General features: G+C 70.8%; 12 protein-coding genes and 2 pseudogenes. 5 read left to right on the plus strand and 9 right to left on the minus strand.

Going from position 1 to position 18,679, the window contains the following annotated elements; genetic code table 11:
* The first annotated feature begins 418 nt into the window (after positions 1–418).
* The gene (locus WME83_RS20535) at positions 419–976 is read left to right on the plus strand and encodes a leucine-rich repeat domain-containing protein (RefSeq protein ID WP_437322020.1); all 558 of its coding nucleotides are present in this window, start codon (positions 419–421) and stop codon (positions 974–976) included.
* On the opposite strand, the pseudogene WME83_RS20540 reads toward WME83_RS20535, so the two are convergent.
* The 5 genes and pseudogenes from WME83_RS20540 to tnpA all read right to left on the minus strand — a co-directional run.
* A pseudogene (locus WME83_RS20540) lies at positions 870–2,026 on the minus strand (IS3 family transposase); the annotation flags it as partial. The gene WME83_RS20535 and the pseudogene WME83_RS20540 sit on opposite strands and share 107 nt — an antisense overlap.
* A gap of 21 nt (positions 2,027–2,047) precedes the next feature.
* A pseudogene (locus tag WME83_RS20545) lies at positions 2,048–2,927 on the minus strand (IS66 family transposase); the annotation flags it as partial.
* 8 nt (positions 2,928–2,935) lie between these two features.
* Complete coding sequence (locus WME83_RS20550; protein ID WP_437322157.1) at positions 2,936–3,142, minus strand: hypothetical protein; 207 nt, start codon at positions 3,140–3,142, stop codon at positions 2,936–2,938.
* Positions 3,052–3,348 (minus strand): IS66 family insertion sequence element accessory protein TnpB, encoded by a 297-nt coding sequence (gene tnpB / locus WME83_RS20555; RefSeq protein WP_437320983.1) that lies wholly within the window; start codon positions 3,346–3,348, stop codon positions 3,052–3,054. The genes WME83_RS20550 and tnpB overlap by 91 nt, the downstream gene beginning before the upstream one ends.
* Complete coding sequence (gene tnpA, locus WME83_RS20560; protein WP_437320984.1) at positions 3,309–3,647, minus strand: IS66 family insertion sequence element accessory protein TnpA; 339 nt, start codon at positions 3,645–3,647, stop codon at positions 3,309–3,311. Before tnpA ends, tnpB begins: the two co-directional genes overlap by 40 nt.
* Positions 3,648–4,434: 787 nt before the next feature.
* Between tnpA and WME83_RS20565 the strand changes: the two genes are divergently transcribed.
* Positions 4,435–5,091: a hypothetical protein gene (locus WME83_RS20565; RefSeq protein ID WP_437320985.1), complete on the plus strand. Its 657-nt coding sequence runs from the start codon at positions 4,435–4,437 to the stop codon at positions 5,089–5,091.
* A 1,466-nt stretch (positions 5,092–6,557) separates the two neighbouring features.
* Here the strand turns inward: WME83_RS20565 and WME83_RS20570 are convergent.
* Positions 6,558–7,883: a sigma 54-interacting transcriptional regulator gene (locus WME83_RS20570; protein WP_437320986.1), complete on the minus strand. Its 1,326-nt coding sequence runs from the start codon at positions 7,881–7,883 to the stop codon at positions 6,558–6,560.
* A gap of 120 nt (positions 7,884–8,003) precedes the next feature.
* On the opposite strand from WME83_RS20570, the gene WME83_RS20575 reads away from it, so the two are divergent.
* Complete coding sequence (locus tag WME83_RS20575) at positions 8,004–8,993, plus strand: diguanylate cyclase (protein WP_437320987.1); 990 nt, start codon at positions 8,004–8,006, stop codon at positions 8,991–8,993.
* Between the two features lie 131 nt (positions 8,994–9,124).
* Positions 9,125–9,718 carry an HD domain-containing protein gene (locus WME83_RS20580; protein WP_437322021.1) on the plus strand — a complete coding sequence of 198 codons (594 nt, stop codon included), beginning with the start codon at positions 9,125–9,127 and terminating at the stop codon, positions 9,716–9,718.
* Between the two features lie 40 nt (positions 9,719–9,758).
* Here the strand turns inward: WME83_RS20580 and WME83_RS20585 are convergent, their stop codons facing one another.
* Complete coding sequence (locus WME83_RS20585; RefSeq protein ID WP_437320988.1) at positions 9,759–15,062, minus strand: pentapeptide repeat-containing protein; 5,304 nt, start codon at positions 15,060–15,062, stop codon at positions 9,759–9,761.
* A 260-nt stretch (positions 15,063–15,322) separates the two neighbouring features.
* Positions 15,323–16,393, minus strand: a complete 1,071-nt coding sequence (locus WME83_RS20590; RefSeq protein WP_437320989.1) for a pectate lyase — start codon at positions 16,391–16,393, stop codon at positions 15,323–15,325.
* A 315-nt stretch (positions 16,394–16,708) separates the two neighbouring features.
* Between WME83_RS20590 and WME83_RS20595 the strand changes: the two genes are divergently transcribed.
* Entirely contained in the window at positions 16,709–17,368 is a 660-nt protein-coding gene (locus WME83_RS20595) for a hypothetical protein (protein ID WP_437320990.1), read from the plus strand.
* A 163-nt stretch (positions 17,369–17,531) separates the two neighbouring features.
* On the opposite strand, the gene WME83_RS20600 is transcribed toward WME83_RS20595, so the two are convergent.
* A complete protein-coding gene (locus WME83_RS20600; RefSeq protein WP_437320991.1) occupies positions 17,532–18,647 on the minus strand; it encodes a vWA domain-containing protein in 1,116 nt (371 codons plus the stop codon).
* Positions 18,648–18,679: the final 32 nt, after the last annotated feature.

Genomic DNA, 18,679 nt, shown 5'->3' on the forward strand with positions numbered 1-18,679 from the left:
CACTCTACGAGTCATGAGGTCGCCAGAGCGCCTCGGGTCGCGGCGACGTCCATGCCGAGGTCTGCTGTGGCACAAGGTCAAGGGGATGGGTGTGGCGGGCAAGAGGTTGCCACGGGCTGCGACCACAACATGTGGCTCAGCTACCAACCCGAAAGCCGCGACACAAGGTTATCATGGTGTCGCATTCAACGGCAAGTCTGACGCCACCCATGTAGAGCTGCGACAGCAACAAAAGAACGAGAGTATAAAATGAAGAGAGGTGCAAGAGTCGCGTCATCCTCGCGTGGTGACTCGGGCGTGGAAAGAGCTGCGAGCGACGCGCTCAAAAATATCACCGTCGCCGCAGGCCAAGGTGGCAAGGCGCTCAATCTGCGCGCTGGGCCTCTACCAGCTGCCTGAGGAGATCGGGACGCTCACCATGCTGGAGGAGCTCGACCTGTCTCGCAATGCGTTGAGACAAGTGCCGTCTTCGCTTGCGGCGCTCGGCCAGCTCTCGAAGCTGGATTTGAGCGGGAATCGACTGAAGTGGTTCCCTTCGAACCTGTGCAGGCTGACTAGCCTGCGTAGCTTGAACGTGAGCGACAATGCTATCAAAGAGGTGCCGGCCTCAATCTCCGCGCTCGTCGATCTCGAAGAGCTCGATCTCGGGTTCAACAATCTGGAACGATTGCCGAAGGAGCTCTTTGCTCTGCCGAGACTACGCAAGCTCGAGCTAAGCGGCAACCAGCTGAAGCGCTCATGGATCCTCCTGGCCACGAGGGCGAGCACGTCGAGCGCGAGGGCCGACACTCTCCCTGCGTCCACGGCGACAGCGAGACGCCGCAGCGAGCGTACTGGTCCTCGCCGCTTCCGCGGACAGTCTCACTATCCGCGAGCGCGGTCACGTAGGTCTTCAATTCGAACTCGATCGGGCTCATGTAGGCGATCCGTGAGTGCCGACGTTTCAGGTTGTAGAAGTTGTCGATACAGTCTCTGATCGAGGCGATGGCGGCCGCTTGCGTCGGGTAGCGTTCGTACTCAACCAGCTCCGCCTTCAGCGTGGCGAAGAAGCTCTCGGCCACGGCGTTGTCCCAGCAGTCGCCGGCGCGGCTAATGCTCGGGAGAGCCCATGCGCCGCACCCTGCGGTAATCGTCGCTGGCGTAGGGGCTACCGCGGTCCGAGTGGTGCACAAGCCCAGGCTCCGGGCGCCGCGTTCCCAACGCGAACGCGAGCGCGGTGAGCGCCAGGGTGCGATCGTTGGTGGCGCTCGCGGCCCAGCCGACCATGCGGCGCGAGAACAGGTCCAGGATCACGGCCAGGTACAGCCAGCTCTCGTCGGTGGGGATGTACGTTACGTCCGTCACCCAGACCTGGTTGGGCGCTTGAGCGTCGAACTGCCGCTCGATCACATTCGGGGCGATCGGGCCGTTGTGCCGCGAGTCGGTGGTGCGGCGGAAGCGCCCCTTCCTCCGGGCCGCGAGCCGCTCCGCTCGCATCAGCCGCTCGACCCGTTTCTTGCCGATATGCATGCCGCGAGCACGCAGCTCCGCGTGGATGCGCGGACTGCCGTAGCGGACCCGGCTCTTGTGGTGCACGGCCCTGACTTGCAGGCTGAGTTGAGCATCGGCGTTGGCCCGCGCCGACTCTGAACGCTTGGCCCACGCGTAGTAGCCGCTGCGCGAGACCATCAGCACCGCGCACAGCACCAGCACCGGGTAGTGCGCCTTCTCCGCGTCGATGAACTCGAACCTCACTCGTTTTCCTTCGCGAAGAAGGCCGCCGCTTTTTTAGGATCTCGCGCTCCATCTCCAGCCGCTTTACGTCGCGGCGCAGCCGCTGCAGTTCCTCTCGATCCGGCGTCCACAGCAACCCTGGCGAGCCGTGGCCCGCGTCGATGTCCGCGCGCCTGATCCAGTTGCGCCGCGCGGTCTCGGTCAGGTCGAGGTCCTTCGCCACCTGGCCGATGCTCCCGTCGCCCGCCTTCGCCAGCCGTACCGCCTCCGCCTTGAACTCGGGCGTGAACGCCCTCCTCTTTCGCCGTCCCATCCCTGCCTCCTGGTGCTGTCGGGGGTGTCGACGGAAGCGGGGGAGGACCACCCGCATCCCCGTGTCGTCGGCGCGCAGGTAGCACGCACCCAGCACGCGCTCCTGGATTCTCTTGGCCACGGGCGCGAGCACATCGAGCGCGAACACCGACCACTCGCCCAGCGTCGACGGCGAGAGCGACACGCCGCAGCGAGCGTACTGCTGCGCCTGCCGGTAGAGCGGCATCGCGTCCTCGAACTTCTCGACGCGGATGCTCGCGAGCAGCCCTGGCCCAGGACGACCCCGATCCATCACCTTCTCGCTGTCGGCCGTCGTCACTCCCTGCTCGGGGCAGCTCGGACAGACGAGCTTCTCCCTCTTCTCCTCGATGATCCGGAACTGCGCAGGGACGAACTCGGGGACCTCGCTCGTGCGATGGCCGATGCACTTCTTGTCGGCGCCGCACTGCGGGCATTTTCGCTTTTCGCTCGGCTTCGCGGACGGGCACCACGCGCGTCTCACGCGGCAGGTGTGCGGGAAGCGGCGCGCGTCCACGGCGCTCTCGCGGCGGCTTCGGCGGCTCAGGAGGTTGCGGCACCAGCCCCTGCTCCGGCTGCGGCGGAGCTTCGGCGCCGAGCTCCGAACCTGCCGTCCCCCGCGGCGCCTCCGCCCCGAGCTCAGCGAACAGCAGCATCAGCTGCTCGGTCGAGATCTTCTGGCGCTTGCGGCCGTACAGCTCGCGCAGCGCGCTCGCCAGCTTCGCCGACAGCGCCGTGTTCTTGTCGCGCAGCTGGACCAAAAGCCCGAGCACCAGCTCGATCAGCTCCGGGATCTGCCCGGCGGCCGCGAGCTGCTCGAGCTTCCGTCGTACATCCGCCAAATCGGCGGGGAGTGTTGGTTGAGACTGCGGGGGATGGGTCACGAGGCGTGCTAGATACGCAGGCCGCGCGCATCCATCAAGCCTTGCTTCGGCGCGTCGAGATTTCTCACGCCGGGTCTCCAGCGCTTGCGTCGTATGGCCAGCGACAGGTCGAGCCCTTCGAGCATCAGCGACAGCTCGGCTGCCTCGATCTCGACGTGGGTCGCGCCCTGGGGCAAGTCGCGGGCGAGGTGGAAACGGCCATGGTGCGGTCCCAAAAGAACACACGGATCTGGTCACCTCGCCGGTTCCTGAACACGAACAGATGTCCGCAGAGTGGGTCGGCTCCGAAGCCCTGCGCGACCAGCGACGACAGCCCATCAAAGCTCTTCCTCAGGTCAGCCGGCTCCGCCGCGACGTAGACGCGCACCGACGGCGGCAGCGTCAGCACGGCGTCTCCTCGGCCGCCAGCGCCAGCACGCACTCGAGCGTGGCGGGGTCGAGACCCGGACGAACGCGAACCACCCGCCCGTTGGGCAGCGCGATCTCGATCGGCTCCGCCACGACCGGCGAAACGTCAGCCACCACGTGCACCGGCAGGAAGCGCGGCGGCTCGGTCGACGACGGCGGCGAGAGCTGCGAGGCCCCGTCAGCCCGCAGCTTCCAGCGCCACCAATACAGTTGCTTGGGCTTATATCCCTCGCGCCTCGCGAACTTCTCGGCGCTCAGCCCGCTCCGCTCCCATCGCGCCACCCGCTCGGCCCACTCCACCCTCGTCGCCATCGCTTCCTCCTTCGCGATGGGAACAGGTAACCAGCGCCGCGCCGACCAGCACGATGGCGTTGGCTGGGCGGATACGCCGCGCCGGCCATCACGATGGCGTTGGCTGGGCGGATACGGCGCGGCGGCTGCGCCACGGGTTTGCCAGCGCTCGGCGAGCCCGAGGCGAAGTTCGACGTCGCTGGTTGGCGGAGCGCTAGGAACGGCGCGGTTTCGGGCGGAGCGTTTGCCGGCGCCGGCGCCATCAGCCAGAGCGTTTCCAGGGCAAGCACGCCGCGCGCTCGGCTCGACGACCTGCTGGCCGACGCGTGGGTGAGTTCGTCGCGCGCTGCTCCGGCCGCCGCAGCCGACGCGCCCTGAACGGCGCGGATCTCAGTCTCCAACGCAGGCGAAAACGCCCTCGCCGGGCGTCCTCCCGTGCCGACGCGCGCCGCGGGCCAGCGCCGCCCCGCGTCCAGCATCGTCGCCCTTGACGGGAGCCGCAAGGGGCTATGCCCATGGCGATGGGCGGGCGGCTACTCTGCATCGCCCTGCCGGGTCGAAGCAGGATCTCGTCGGACGAGTTTCGGCTATGCCCATGGCGATGGGCGGGCGGCTACTCTGCATCGCCCTGCCGGGTCGAAGCAGGATTTCGTCGGACGAGTTTCCGCAGGCCGTGAATTGAAGACGCCCTGCCGGTTCCTATGTAAGCCATTGATTCCACATCGTTTTCAGGATCGAGTAAACCAAGAAGAACCTTCTACGACCTGAGACGAGCGTGGTGCTTCGATCTTGACATTCTTGAATGTGCGTGCTCTTCATTGCATCAGGAAGCCGCGCGAAGTCATACACCCGTGCCGGAAGTGCCTTCATCGTTGCGTTCGTCATCGGAAGCGATGGCGCTGCGCGCAGCGCACAATCCACGTTTACATTGCATGTGATTCATCAATTTATGGGGACGATCATGTACGCAGCTAAAGCGACCAAGATCAGAATTGCTGGCATCGCAACGCTCGCCGTCGGCCTTGCCATCGGCGCCTCCGCGCTCGCAGATAGTCATTCTATCGCTGGATCAAACTGCAGAGTTCGGGGCTCTGGTGGCATCGCAGAAGTCAGTCCACAGGGAGTGATCTCGAACGCGGGAACTACTACGCTTTCCCTCAGCTGCCCGGTTGACCGCGGCTTCGACGGTCCAAACGGCGGGATGTTTGCAAGGGTTTACGCGCACGACCACAGTACTACTGCCAACGTTTGTTGCAGCGCATCTCTTGTAAATCCGACTGACGGCTCTACTTCTTCGGTGGTTTCCGGATGTACGTCGGGAACGGGTCTGTACCAATCGATCGGCCTCACAGTTCCGAGTGGCACTGGCTCGTCGTCGGATTATATCAATCTGCAGTGTACCGTGCCGGGCACAACTGGGGGGCTACAATCGGCCGTGATCGCCTATAAGGGTTACATGCAATAGCGTTTCTCATGGGGACGGCCACTCGTTGCCGTTCTGGCCGCCTCGGGCTGCAGGCCGGGCGCGTGCCCGTGGCACGCACGGGCGGCATCGATCGAGATGCTATCATATATGGGATTGGTCGAGCTGGGCGAAGGCGATGTGTTAGCGTTCGACCTCCGGGGGCGGCGGTGACGGGGGCCTGCACCTTACTGAACGGGCTGCGCTCGCCGGGGCCGACGGGACTGGAGGCGGGGCGGCGTCAGTCCCAGGAGTCGACGGTCAGACCGCAGCCGAGAACAAGCAGGTATTCGAGGTCAGTCTCGAGAGCCTGCTGGTTCGTGTGAAGATTGGAGCCTACAGAGCGCCACCGGTTCGTCGCATCCCATCGAAACTCTTGCACGAGTCGGTTGGCTCGGTCGCGACGTAGACACGCACCGACGGCGGCAGCGTCAGCACGACGTCTCCTCGGCGAGCGCCCGCTCTTCGCCGGCATATCGTGCCCGAGGCCGAGGAGGACTCCACCCACCTCGATTCGAGCGCTTCGAGGGGATCCATCCCCACGAGCCATCCGCGAAGAACTCGGGCAGCGTCCTCGACGGCAGCGATCATGGGGCCCCTCGCCGGCTCGCCGCCGAGCGTAGCGATCCAGATCCATGGGATCGCTGTCCGGAGATCGTCCGGCGGTTCAGCGATGTCACGCTGCAGGCTCGCGAGGACGGTCGCACGGTAGGTCGGGTCGCGAAGCGCAAGTTGATACACTTCGTGGCAGTGACCCGCGAGCCGAGCGTCCCGCGCCGCCAAAGCGTCACGTGCATCCACCACGGCTCGGAGGATACGCGAGCCCGACGCTCTCCACAAGCTCGGCAGCGCGCGTCAAGGTAGCCCTTGAGCACAGATCGCGGCCGGTGCCGCGGATGCGAGGCGGCTCAGGCGTCTGCTGAAATTCGAAAAAAAATCGATTCATGGGAAGAGGAGCGCAAGGGCGCAAGGGGAAGAGAAGGATACAATTCCGTCTCTGTCCCGTTGCGCCTCTTATGACCTTGCGATCTATCCCCTTGCGCGACGCGCGCCGCTCCAATGCCAACCCGGCAACCCGAGCAGCCGACGGATGGCATCGTGAACGACCCGTGAACGACCCGGGCCGCAGCGATCGCCGCGCGTCCCCCTGCGGCGTCGACGTGAAAGTGCGCGCCCGGATCCTGTCCTGTATGCGGAGGCTGCGCGCCTGCGCGGTGCCGCCGCCCTGCTGCTGCCTGCCGCCGTCCCTGCTGCGCCGCCCCGCAGCCCTCCTGCGCCGCCCCCGAGCTCCTCCTACACAGCCGGTGGAGTGTCCTTCGTTGCAGTTGGACGGCTCCTGCGCAGCGCCAGCCCCCTCCTGCGCGCCCCTGCCGGCTCTCGAGCGCGGGGATCGACGGCATCGCGCTCACCTCGCGGAGCTCCCCGAACCTCACCGTCCACGGCCTGAGGGCCGCCCGCCGCGCGCCTCGTCAGCCCTTGCTGCGGATGCCGTAGCGTTCCATCAGCCGGTGGACGAGCTGCCGCGAGACGCCCATCGACGCGGCGGCCCGCGCGACGTTGCCGCCGCTGTCCCGCAGCTTCATCGCGATGAACGTCCGCTCGAACTGCTCGACGACCATGTCGCGCGCCTCGCGGAGCGGCAGCGACGCGAACTGGACGACGCCCATGTCGGCGGGCCGCGGCGCCACCTTCACGATCGCCTCCTCGGCCAGGTGCGGGAAGAGCACGAGCCGCGCGACCGTGTTGCGGAGCTCGCGCACGTTGCCCGGCCAGTGGTGCCCGCGGAGCAGCTCCAGCGCGTTCGGCGGCAGATCGGCGAGCGAGCGCGGCGGCACCTGCGCCGCGAGGAAGCGCTCGACCAGGAGCGGAATGTCCTCCTTGCGCTCGCGCAGCGGCGGCACCACCGCCTCGACCACGGCGAGCCGGTAGTAGAGGTCCTCGCGGAACGACCCCGCGCCGATGCGGCCCTGGAGGTCGCGGTGCGTGGCGGCGATGACGCGGGCGTCGAACGACGTGTACGCGGCGGCGCCGATGCGGCGCACCTGCCGGGCCTCGAGGGCGCGCAGGAGCTTCGGCTGGAGATCGAGCGGGAGCTCGCCGATCTCGTCGAGGAAGAGCGTGCCGCCGCTCGCCTCCTCGAGCAGGCCGGCGCGCGCCGTCTGGGCGCCGGTGAAGGCGCCCTTCGTGTAGCCGAAGAGCTCGGCCTCGATGAGGTTGGGGGCGACGGCGCTGCAGTCGAACACGACGAAGGGGCCGCCGCTGCGCGGGCTCGCCTCGTGGATGGCGCGGGCGAGGACCTCCTTGCCCGTGCCCGACTCGCCGAGGAGGAGGATGGTCTCGGACGTGGCCGCGGCGCGCTCGAGGCGGGCGAAGAGCGCGCGCATCGGGACGCTGCTGCCGAGGGCCTCGCCGAAGCTGGCCGAGGTGGAGAGCGGGACGACGACCGGGGCGCCGCCGACGCGCACGGTGAGCGGGACGCCGCCCAGCGAGGCGATGGCGCCCGGCGTGAGGAAGCCCTCGACGATCAGGACGTCGTTGATGAACGTGCCGTTCTTGCTGCCGAGATCGGTGAGGGCGACGCCGCGCGGCGTGAACCGCAGCTGGCAGTGGCGGCGCGACACGCGGGAGTCGGGGATGACGACATCGCACTCGCCGCTCGTGCCGAGGACGAGCGGCGCGACGCCGAGCGTGGCCTCGATCGGCGGGCTCTTCTGGGGGGTGACGAGGACGCGCAGGTCCGGGAGCTCGACCGCGTCGCTTCGGAGGGTCGTGATCGTCCGGGTGGAGTCGTGCATGGAACGGGCGGCGAACGGGCAGCGAGGGGGAGGGTCAGCATCTCCGAATTCCTGGCGGATTTCCAGCGCGCGGTGCGCCCCGGGCGTCGGGCGGCCTCACCGCGGGGTATCCTCGCGGCGATGCCCGAGTTCACGCCGGCCGAGGCCAAGACCCTGTCCCAGTGCGTCACCCGCTTCACGGACGCGTTCCGCCGCGACGTGGCGGACGTGATCCGGCGGGAGTTCCGCGGCTACGAGCCGCCGGAGGTGACGGAGCTCATCGGGCAGCTGAGCCTCCTCGGGCGGCAGCTCGAGCTGCGCCAGCCGCACGTGCCGATCCACGACACGCAGGGCCCGCTGCTCAAGCGCATCCTGATCGACCTGCGGCGCGACAGCGCCACGGCGATCGAGGAGCCGCTGCAGAAGGCCGTGAACGCCGACACGATCCGGCACCTCCGGCGCGAGGTCCACGCGCTGGAGCAGCTGATGGCCGCGCCGTGGTTCGCGGCCACGCGCGCGCTCCAGGTGCCGCGGCTGACGGACTACATGTCGATCCGGCACGCCGAGGCCGTGCTGCCGGAGGCGCCGCCGCTCCGGCCGCGCGAGTACGACGAGAAGTTCCACATCCTCGAGGCGCCCGGGCTCTTCCTCCCGGATCTGGCGCACTACCGGGCGCGGTGCGCGCTGCGCGGCGCCGCGATCGCCGTGGCGTTCATCGACATCGACGACTTCAAGGCGTTCAACGTGCAGCACACCGAGACCGCGGTCGACCTGCACGTGCTGCCGCCGCTCATGGAGAGCATCGAGGCGCACGTCTTCGGGCACGGGCACGCGTACCGGTTCGGCGGCGACGAGTACATGATCACGCTGCCGAACGCGACGCGCGCGTGGGCGGTGGACTTCCTGCGCGCGCTGCAGGCGCGGCTCGCCCGCCGCCGCTACCGCCGCGTCGAGCGGGCGCCGACGATCTCCGCCGGGCTGTGCGTGGCGGACGTCGACTGCTTCCTGACGGATCGCGAGATCCAGGGGCGCGCCAACCTGGCCAAGAACCACGCGAAGGCCACGGAGAAGGGCCGCATCGCGACGTACGACGGGGAGCTGTTCCGCCCCGAGGACCTGGTGCTCGCGTGACCGCTCCCGCGAGGCCGGGCGGCGCGGGTGCGGCGGGCGAAGCGGGCGAGGCGCCCGCGGGCGCGGCGGAAGAGGCGCGCGCTGCCGCGGATGCTGGCGGAGCGCCGCCGGAGGCGCCGGGCGGGCTCGTCCTGCCGGAGCCGCTGTGGAGCGCCGTGCGCGCGGCCTACGGCGAGCCCGGGCGCGCGTACCACGACCTGGCCCACGTGCGCGAGGTGCTCTGCCGGGTGGCCGAGGTCGGCCGCGACGTCGGCTGGCGGCGGCCGCGCGAGGTGTTCCTTGCCGCGCTGTTCCACGACGCCGTGTACGCGCCCGGCCGCCACGACAACGAGGCGCGCAGCGCGGAGCTCGCGCGGCAGGCGGTCTCGCGGTGGCTGCCCGGCGAGGGGCTCGACGCGGACGCCATCGCGCGGCTCATCCTGCTCACCGCGCGCCACGGCGCGCTCGGGCCGGCGGACGTCGGCGAGGAGGAGGCCCTGTTCCTCGACTGCGACATGGCCATCCTCGGCAGCGACCCGGCGGCGTTCGACGCGTACGACCGCGCGATCGCCGCGGAGTACAGCGCCGTGCCGCCCGAGGTCTACGCCGCGGGCCGGCGGCGCTTCTTCGAGAGGCTGCTCGCCGCCGGGCACATCTTCCTCTCCGCGTACTTCCGGGACCGCCTCGAGGCGCGCGCGCGCGACAACCTGCGCCGGAGGCTCGGGGAGGCGCGCCTGGATCGGTGATCGGTGATCGTCAGGGCCGCCCCCCGCCGTGCCCTGCGCCTCAGGGCGGCGGGGTGCGGTTCGCGCGGGGGCGCGGGATGCGCGGCGCGGCCCGGAGGAGGAGCTCATCGTCGGAGAGACGAAGGCCGGGCACGTGGGGGTCGAGCTCGCCGGGCTCGAAGCGGCAGAGGTGGATCGCGTGCCAGAAGCTGCCGGCGAGGTTGCCCCCGAACTTGTATCGCCCGTCGGGCGTGAAGGCGACCCAGCCCTCGGCCAGGACGAGGAAGATGGCGAGGCAGCGCTGGGTGCCCACGTCCCAGAAGCGGACGGTGCCGTCGTCCGAGGCCGACGCCAGGGTGCGGCTGTCGGGGTGGAAGGCGACGCCCCAGACCCGGCGGACGTGCCCGTGGAGCGCGCCCAGGAGCTGGCCCGTGCTCCCCTGCCAGAGCCGGACGGTGTGGTCGTCCGAGCTCGAGGCGACCACCGCCCCGTCGGCGCTCCACGCCACGCTGTTGACCGCCGCCGTGTGTCCGCGGAGCACGCCCAGCGTCTTGCCCGTGCTCCCCTGCCAGAGCCGGACGGTGTAGTCGTCGGAGCTCGACGCGACGGTCACCCCGTCCGGGCTCCACGCCACGCTGTTGACCGGGGCGGTGTGCCCCATGAGCACGTCGATCTCCTCGCACGTCCTGCTGTGCCAGAGCCGGACCGTGTGGTCGTCCGAGCCCGAGGCCACGATCACGCCGTTCGCGCTCCACGCCACGCCCCCGACCCCGGCGGTGTGCCCCCGGAGCACGCCCAGCGGCCTGCCCGTGCTCGCGCTCCAGAGCCGCACCGTGAGGTCGTCGGCGCCCGACGCGAGGGTCACCCCGTCCGGGCTCCACGCCACGCTCCAGACCCGTCCCGTGTGCCCCCCGAGGGCGCCCAGCTCCTTGCCCGTCTTGCCCTGCCAGAGCCGCACGCTGTGGTCGTCGGACCCCGAGGCGAGGGTCACCCCGTCCGGGCTCCACGCCACGGTGTTGACCCGCCCGGCGTGCCCCTTGAGCACGGTCACCTCCTTGCCCGTCCTGCCCTGCCAGAGCCGCACCGTCTCGTCGTCCGACGCCGAGGCGACGAGCATCCCGTCCGCGCTCCAGGCCACGCCCCTGAACCCCCTGTCGTGCCCCTTGAGCACGCGCAGCGTCCTGCCCACGCTCCCTTGCCACAGGCGGATGGTCCTGTCGTCCGAGCCCGAGGCCACGATCGTCCCGTCCGGGCTCCACGCCACGCCCCGCACGCAGCGGTAATGGCCCTCGAAGACGCCCAGCGCCTTGCCCGTGTTGCCCTGCCACAGCTGCACGGAGCTGTCCGCCGAGCCCGAGGCGAGGATCCCGCCCGCGCTCCAGGCAAGGCTCCTGACGCCCGCGTCGTGGCCCTCCAGCACGGCCAGCGGCGCGCACGTGCTCCAGAGCAGGTCCCCGCCCACGTGCGAGCCCACGTTGACCTGCCAGAGCCGCACCGTCCTGTCGTCCGAGCCCGACGCGAGGATCCCGCTCGCGCTCCAGGCGACGCTCCTGACCCGGTTCTTGTGGCCCTTCAGCACGTGGAGCTCCGTCGCGTCGCGCGCGCTCCACAGCCGCACCGTCGCGTCGTCCGAGCCCGAGGCGAGCAGGTGGCCGTCGGGGCCGAAGGCCACGCTCCTCACCGCGCCCGCGTGGCCCCGCAGGAGGAGCGGCTCGGCGGTCGTATCGAGCAGCGGAAACACCGCCACGACCCCGTGGAGCAGACCGGCGGCGATGGCGCTGCCGTCGGGGCCGAAGGTCACGCTGAGGACCGCGCCGCCCGGGCTGGGCAGCACGCGGGCCACCTCGCCGGCGGTCGACCGCCACAGGCGCACCGTCCTGTCGTCCGAGCCCGAGGCGAGCGTCTGTCCGTCGGGGCTCCACGCGAGGCTGTTGATCTCCCGGGTATGGCCGCGCAAGACGCGCAGCGCCGCGCCCGTGCCCGCGTCCCAGAGCCACACGGTGCCGTCGGTGTGGCCGGAGGCGAGCAGGTCGCCGTCAGGGCTGAACGCCACGGCGAGCACGCCGGCGCTGAGCATCCACATGGGCGCCACCCCCTCGACCGTCCGCGCCGCGCCCCCCGCCTCGCGCTCCGCCAGCGGGGGCAGCTTCGCCCCGATGAGCTTCGCGCCGAGCAGCCGCGCCCCGGTCAGCGTCGCGCCCGTCAGGTCCGCGTCCGTGAGCCGCGCCCACGAGAGGTCCGCGCCCGTCAGGTCGGCCCCGGCGAGCACCGCGCCGCGCAGGTCCGCGCGCCGCAGCGTCGCCCCGCCGAGCCGCGCGCCCCGCAGATCGGCCCGCACCAGCGTCGCGCCCGAGAGGTTCGCCCGCCGGAAGTTGACCTCGTGCAGGTCCTGCTCGGAGAAGTCCTGCCCGCGCAGATCCTCGTCCTCGAAGTCCCACACCGCGTCGACCTGGGAGACCTCGTCCCGCGGCGCCTCCGACCGCAGCCGCCGCTCCACGTGCAGCCGCTGCTCCACCCGCAGCGCGTTCTTGCCGGAGACCTCGTGCCCGGGCGCCCTCAGCTTCCCCGCGGCCCACCGCGCGGCCGCCTCGTGCCCGGCCCGCGCGATGAAGAAATCGGCCATCAGGTCGCTCATCTCGCGCTGCCCGAGCACCGGCGCGTCGCCGGACGCCTTCACCTCCACGGCCGCCGCGTCCGCGACGAGCCACTCCATCACCGACTGGTGCAGGAACGAGAAGCTGCCCGCCTCGTCCCGGACCAGCAGCGACCGCGACCCGAGCTGGTGCCGGACCTGCCCCTCCTCCGCCGGCTTGCGCTTCGGATCGAGCGCCTGCGCCGCCGCGATGAGCTCGCGCGGGATCTCCTCGATGCCCACGCCCCGCTCGACCTTCGGCCAGAGCATCAGCGCCAGGTCGGTGACCGCCTTCCAGAGCTGCGCCTCGCTCAGCGCCGGGTCCTCCGCGGTGTCCGTCGCCAGCTTCACCTCGCCGAGGAGCCAGCGCCGCAGGAGGAGCTCGTACAGCGCCGCCGACGTGATCCGGCCCGCCTGCGCCCTCGCGTCCGTGAGCTCTTGCTCGTCGATCTCCGCGATGAAGCTCAGCATCCGCGGGTTCGCCGAGAGCCCGAGGAGATCCTCCACGTGCCGCAGCAGCTCGAAGCGCGCCCTCGCCTCGTCCTCCTTGCCGAGGAGCTTCACGAGGAAGCGCTGGATCTGGCGCTCCCCGAACGGCTCCAGCTTGAACAGCCGCGCGTGCCCGGTCTGCTCGGCGCGGGTCGTCAGCTCCTTGTTCGCCTCGCGGTCGGTGAGAAAATGCCCCGTCCGGCTGGTGACCACCACCTTGGCCCGCTCCGACGCGGCCTCCAGCACCGTGCCGAAGTGCTCGAGCACCCGGTCGTAGCTCACCCGGAACGCGAGCTCGTCGAAGCCGTCGAAGAGGAGGATCACGCGCCCCTCGGCGAGCAGGTACCGGAAGCCGTCGAGGTCGATCTTGCCGAGCCCCGCCGCGGCGAAGTGCTGCGCCAGGAGCTCGTTGAGCGACCGCCGCTTCTCGAGCGCGCGCATCTCCACCAGCACCGGCGTGCGCCCGCCGGCGGCGGTCAGCCGGCGGCAGAGCTCCCGCATCAGGAACGTCTTGCCCGTCCCGAAGTCGCCGAGCACGAGCAGGAGCCGGCCGTGCTCGGAGTCGAGCACGGAGAGGATCTGCTGCAGCACGTCCTCGGTGGCCTCCCAGGGCGCGCGGCCGAGCCGGTGCTTCGCGTGCTGCTCCACGTAGAGCGCCGACGGGTAGCGCTCGTCGGCGTCGACGCGGGCGAGCTGCCGCTCGGCGTACCGCGACAGGTCGAGCAGGCGCTGGTACTCGCCGAGGCTCGTGAGCTCGATCCCGCGCGCCCGCGCCGCGTGGGCGAGCGCCTCCGGGGCGCGCTCTCCCACGTGGACCAGCCGGCCCTGCACCCACGGGTTCTCCGCGCGGTAGGCGTGGAGGATGCCGCCGAAGATCTCGAGCGCCTTGTCGTCGAGCGGCTTGTCCGCGATCCCGAGCGGGAAGCGCCACGGGCTCCCTTCCTTGGGGCGCGAGACCTCCAGCAGGCCCGCGAGCGGCGCCGGCGGCTGCAGCTCGACGATGCTCGCGCCCTCCTCGCGCAGCCGGCAGACCCGCTCCACCCGCCCGACGAGCTCGCCCCGCGGCCGCTCGCGCCTGTCGACGGGCGCGCGGTGCACCGAGCTCGCGTCGTCGTCCTCGCGCGCCTTCACCGGCTGCGGCCGCGGCCGGAGCTGCCGCCGCAGGAACGCCAGCAGGAGCTCCGCCGAGGCGCGGCACGCAAACTCGCGGAAGCTATCGTCTTTTTCGTGATCGGCGTGGTCCGACACCGCCTTGGCGATGATCGAGCGCAGCCCCTCGCGCTCGGCGACGAGGCCGAGCGCCGCGGCCTCCATCTCCACCCCGAGCGTCCTTCGCACCGCTCGCCGGAGGCGATCGAAGAGCCCGGGGTGCTCCTGCACCGAGTGACCGGTCGCGATCGGGCCGACGTGCACGCGGAACGGCTCGACCGCCGGCGCCTCGTCCGGGTGGACGTTGCGGTCGCGCACCACCCAGGCGCGCCCGGCGTCGGTCAGCGTGTAGGCGCCGCGCGCCTCGTCGAGCCGGATGAGGCCGCGCGGGTTCAGGTCGCCCTGCTCGAGCTCCTGCACGATCTCGCTCCACCGCGGGCAGCGGGCCTGGCGCTCCGGGTGGTCGAGCGGCGCGGGGCCGCCCCGCCGCTCGTGCGCGTCGAGCGCGCGCAGCAGCCAGCGCCGCTGCGCGGCCTTGGGGACCGGGCGATCGCGCTGGAGCGGCGCCGCCCCGAGGGCGAACTCGCGCGCGAAGAACGCCGCGTCGTGCCGCCACGTGGCCTCGAGGTTGTAGGTGGTGATGTCCTGCCAGAAGCGCTCGCTGGCCGCGCCGGCGACGAGCTTGCCGTGGTCGTAGATGTACACGCGATCGGCCACGATCACGTCGCCCAGGGACACCTCCCTCCGGTCGCCGGCGCAGATGCCGCACATGGCCAGCGTCTCTGGCTTCAGATCGTCGAGGAGCTGCTGGACGCGCGCCGCCGCCGCGGTCCCGCCCATCTCGCCGATCCACGCGGCCGCGACGACCAGCGTCTCCCCGCGCTCGTTCGGGATCCTGGCCACGTGGTAGCGGAACCCGGGCCTGTCGCGCCGCTCCTCCCAGGCGGCGCGCGGCCCCGCGCCCTGGCCCGCGAGCCCGCCGCTCGGCCAGGGCTCGTCGCGCGCCGCGGCCCCTGCTGCCAGCACCGCTTCCAGCTCCTCCTGGAGCGCCGTCACGATCAGCACGTCGGGATGAACCGCGCTCGAGCGTGTCATCCAACGACAATTACGCGATTCTCCTGATCGCGGGTAGGGTGGCTCACCGCGCGTCGAGGCCGGCGCCGAGCGTGAGATGGCGGGCGCGCGCCGGAGGCGGACTGGGCGGTGGCTGCCCTGGCGAGGGGCTCGACGGGAGCCCCTCGCGCGGCGCTCAGGCCCGGGGACGTCGGCGGCGCGCGCCGGGCAATCCCATCGAGGCGCCGGGAGGCGGTGAGATCGGGGCGAGCGGCGCCGGTCGGGCGGTCACCCGCTCTCGATCACCAGCTCTTGATGTCGCTCTTGCTCACGCGGCACGTGGCGGTGTTCCACTGGCTCGCGCCGCCGTGGAGCTTCTCCGACTCGCCCATGTGGTCGGTGACGGCCCGGTACTCCTGGCAGATCTTCGGCTTGTCGTCCTCCTCGTCGTATCCCCCCTTGACGTAGAGGTTCGTGATCGTGACCGTGTCCCCGTAGTTCTGGTTCGCGCCCGCGACCGTCGTCTTGACCTTGTCCACCCGGACGTTGTCGATGATCAGGTTGCGCGGGCCGCCGTTGGCGGTGCAGTCGCCGCACGAGCGCCAGAGCTTCCCGAAATCGGCGATGTACGAGTTCGTGACGATGGTCGTGGAGCCGCCCTTGGCGTTGTGCTGGAAGATCTTGTCGGCGGAGTGCAGGGCGATCGAGCTGTTGATGCGCATCGTCGCGCCGTCCTTGCTGTTGGTCGCGGCGTCCTCGCAGACGTCCTCCCAGTAGACGTGATCGAGGGTGCAGTCGCCCTTGCAGACGATGCCGTTGCCGCCGGGGAGGCCGCCCGCGATGATGAGGTTCTTCACGGTGACCCCGTCCTCGACCTCGAACACCGTCTTCTGGCCCTCGCCGTCGTCGCAATCGGCGGTGTTGTTCACGCCGATCTTCTGGTTGTTGAAGTCGTAGACGTCCTGCCCGCCGTTGGCCGCGTTCTTCAGCACCGTCGTCTCGGTCCTGATCTCGCCGTCGCCGTTCGTGGGCGTCGGGATCTCCATCGGGAGCTCGTCGCCGAGCGGCTCCTCGCCGCCGGTGCCGCCGGTGCCGCTGCTCGTGGTGCTCGCGGCCGTGCTGCTCGCCGACGTCGTGCTCGCCGACGTCGTGCTCGCGGCCGTGGTGCTCGCCGACGTGGTGCTCGCGGCCGTGCTGCTCGAGCTGCCGCCGCCGCCGCTCCCCGTGGTCGTGCTCCCGCCGCTGGCGACGGCGCTGCTGCTCGAGCTGCTGCCCCCTTCGCCGTCGTCCGGCGTCGCCGCGTCGTCCGAACAGCCGAGCTGGGAGGCGCCGGCGGCGCCGAGCACGAGCAGCAAAGTGAAAGCTGACTTCAATCCGAATCTCATCTCGCTACCTCTCTTTTGGATTCACGATGGACGACCCGCGCCGGGAGCGCTCGGTCTACGGGAATGCAAGCGGCGATCCAGCGGGCGCCACGGGGCGCCGGGCTGCCGCGCGGACGTGGGTGCGGCGTCCGTGTCAACGCCAGGTCGACACCGGTTGACGAGCGCGGTTGACGCGCCGGCGCTCCGCGCGCGGGCGGAGCGCGCTCTCGCCGCACGGAACGCCGGTCCGCGGGGCGCCGCCGGGGCGCGCGCATCGGCCGGGTTCGTGCACGAGGGCTCCGCGCCATGAACGACCATCAAACCATGAACCGACGACGACCCAACCATCCTCTGGCCACGAGCGCGCTGGTCGCGCTCGCGGTGGCGCTCACCGCGTGCGGCGACGACAGCGGCGGAGGCGGCAGCGGGGGCGCGGGCGGCGCGAGCGCCAGCAGCGGAGCGGGCAGCGCCACGAGCGGCAGCGGCGGCGGCAGCGCGTCGAGCGCCACGAGCGGTGGGGGCGCGACGAGCGCGAGCAGCGGCAGCGCGGGCGGCGCCGGCGGCGGCAGCGCGTCGAGCGCGAGCAGCAGCGCGAGCGGCGCGGGCGGCTCGGGCTCGTGCCCGGGGCCCCTGGAGTTCGATGACAACGACCCGTGCACGTTCACCGGGATGTGCCCCTCGGCGTGCGGCATCGAGGAGCTCGGCGCGCGCACCTGCGCCTGCTCGGACGGCGTCGCCGACTGCGAGCCGTGCCTGCCGCCCGATCCGGCGCAGTACCCCATCAACCCGGTCGCGGTCGACTGCAGCGCCGTGGGCGGCGACGGCAGCGCGGCGTCGATCCGGAACAGCCCCTGTACCGCGGCGGAGGAGGGGACGTCGTGCATCGGCGACGAGTCCGGCAGCCCCAGGGGCTGTGTCTGCTGGGATCTCGGCGCCGGCTTTCAGTGGGAGTGCGGCTCGGTCAACAAGTGGTTTGACAAGTAGTCGCGGGCAGGCGCGGATGATCGCTTGATCGAGGGCGGAGCTCCGCGGCGCGGAGCTCCGGGGGAGGGAGCCCCCGGGCGACGACGGTCTCCTCGATCGGATTCCGTGCGCCGGATCCGCGAGCCGGCCGAGCGAAGCGCCCGACCGGCTCGCGCTCGGCGGCTCAGTAGATCGGGTCGTCCTTGCAGCCGAAGATCACCTTGACCGCGCCGGCGCCGGTGCTCGCCACCTGCTCGCACGCTGCGCCGTAAAGCTGGATGGTCGTCATGTCGGGCCCCGTGTAATTCCAGCCGTTCATGCCCGTGGCGTCGTGCATGACCGCCTGATCCCCGACGAACACGCCCACGTGGTCCGGGTTCGGCGGGGGCGCGCTCAGCGGGAACAGGCAGGTCGAGATCTGTCCCGTGATCGTCAGCAGCGACGTCACGAGCTCGTCCTTCGTGGCCGCGAGGTAGAACTTGGGCGCGAGCGGATCCGGGTCCTTCCGCGGTTCGAGCCCCGCGACGGCGAGGCCGTTGAGCGCCTTGACCTTGCTCTCCTGCGACGCGATCCCGACCACGAACGTATGAAAGCCCGCGGCGGCGGCGTTCGTCACCGCCTGCACCGCGAACTCGTCCGAGTCGCTCTTGGGGCACGACGGGTCGCCGTCCGTCGCGAGCAGGATGTACTTCGGGTCGTCGTTCTGGATCGTCTGCAGGTACTCGACCGCCTTGTTGATGGCGTCGCCCGTCGGCGTGCCGTCCCCCTCGGGGGTCGTGCTCGAGATCGCCTGATTCACCGTGGGCGCGTTGTTGCCCGCGATCGGGATCAGGATATCGTCCGGGAAGCTCTCCTCGGTGCAGGTGCCGGTCCGGTCCCCCTGCGGGAACACCTTCAGGCCCCAGGAGGCCGCCTCGTTCGTCGCCGCGATCACCTCCTGCAAGGCGGGCACGACGATGTCCCATTTCGTCGGCGTGCCCTCGTCCCCGCTCGGATCGTCCTGCATCGACGCGGAGCGGTCGAGGACCAGGAGGAGGCTGGCCGGCCTGCGCTCGACATTGAAGTTCTGCCGACCGCAGTCCACGCTCTCGCCGGGGTCTGCGTCGGGGTCGAGGTCTCCCGGAACGCCGCCCGGGTCGTCCGTCCCGTCGCCGTACCCGGGATCGACGGAGCCCGGCTCGCCCGAGCTCGGCTCGCCGCTGCTGTTGCCGCCGGTGCTGTCGTCGCTTTCGTTGCCCGACGCACAGCCGGATAGCGCTGCCACTACGACGACGGAATAGATCGATGATCTTCTCAGCATGGTGCCTCCTGGTCGCGGAATCCTGGTGACGT

Source organism: Sorangium sp. So ce385 (assembly GCF_051474135.1).
In the GTDB taxonomy this organism is placed as follows: domain Bacteria; phylum Myxococcota_A; class Polyangia; order Polyangiales; family Polyangiaceae; genus Sorangium; species Sorangium cellulosum_D.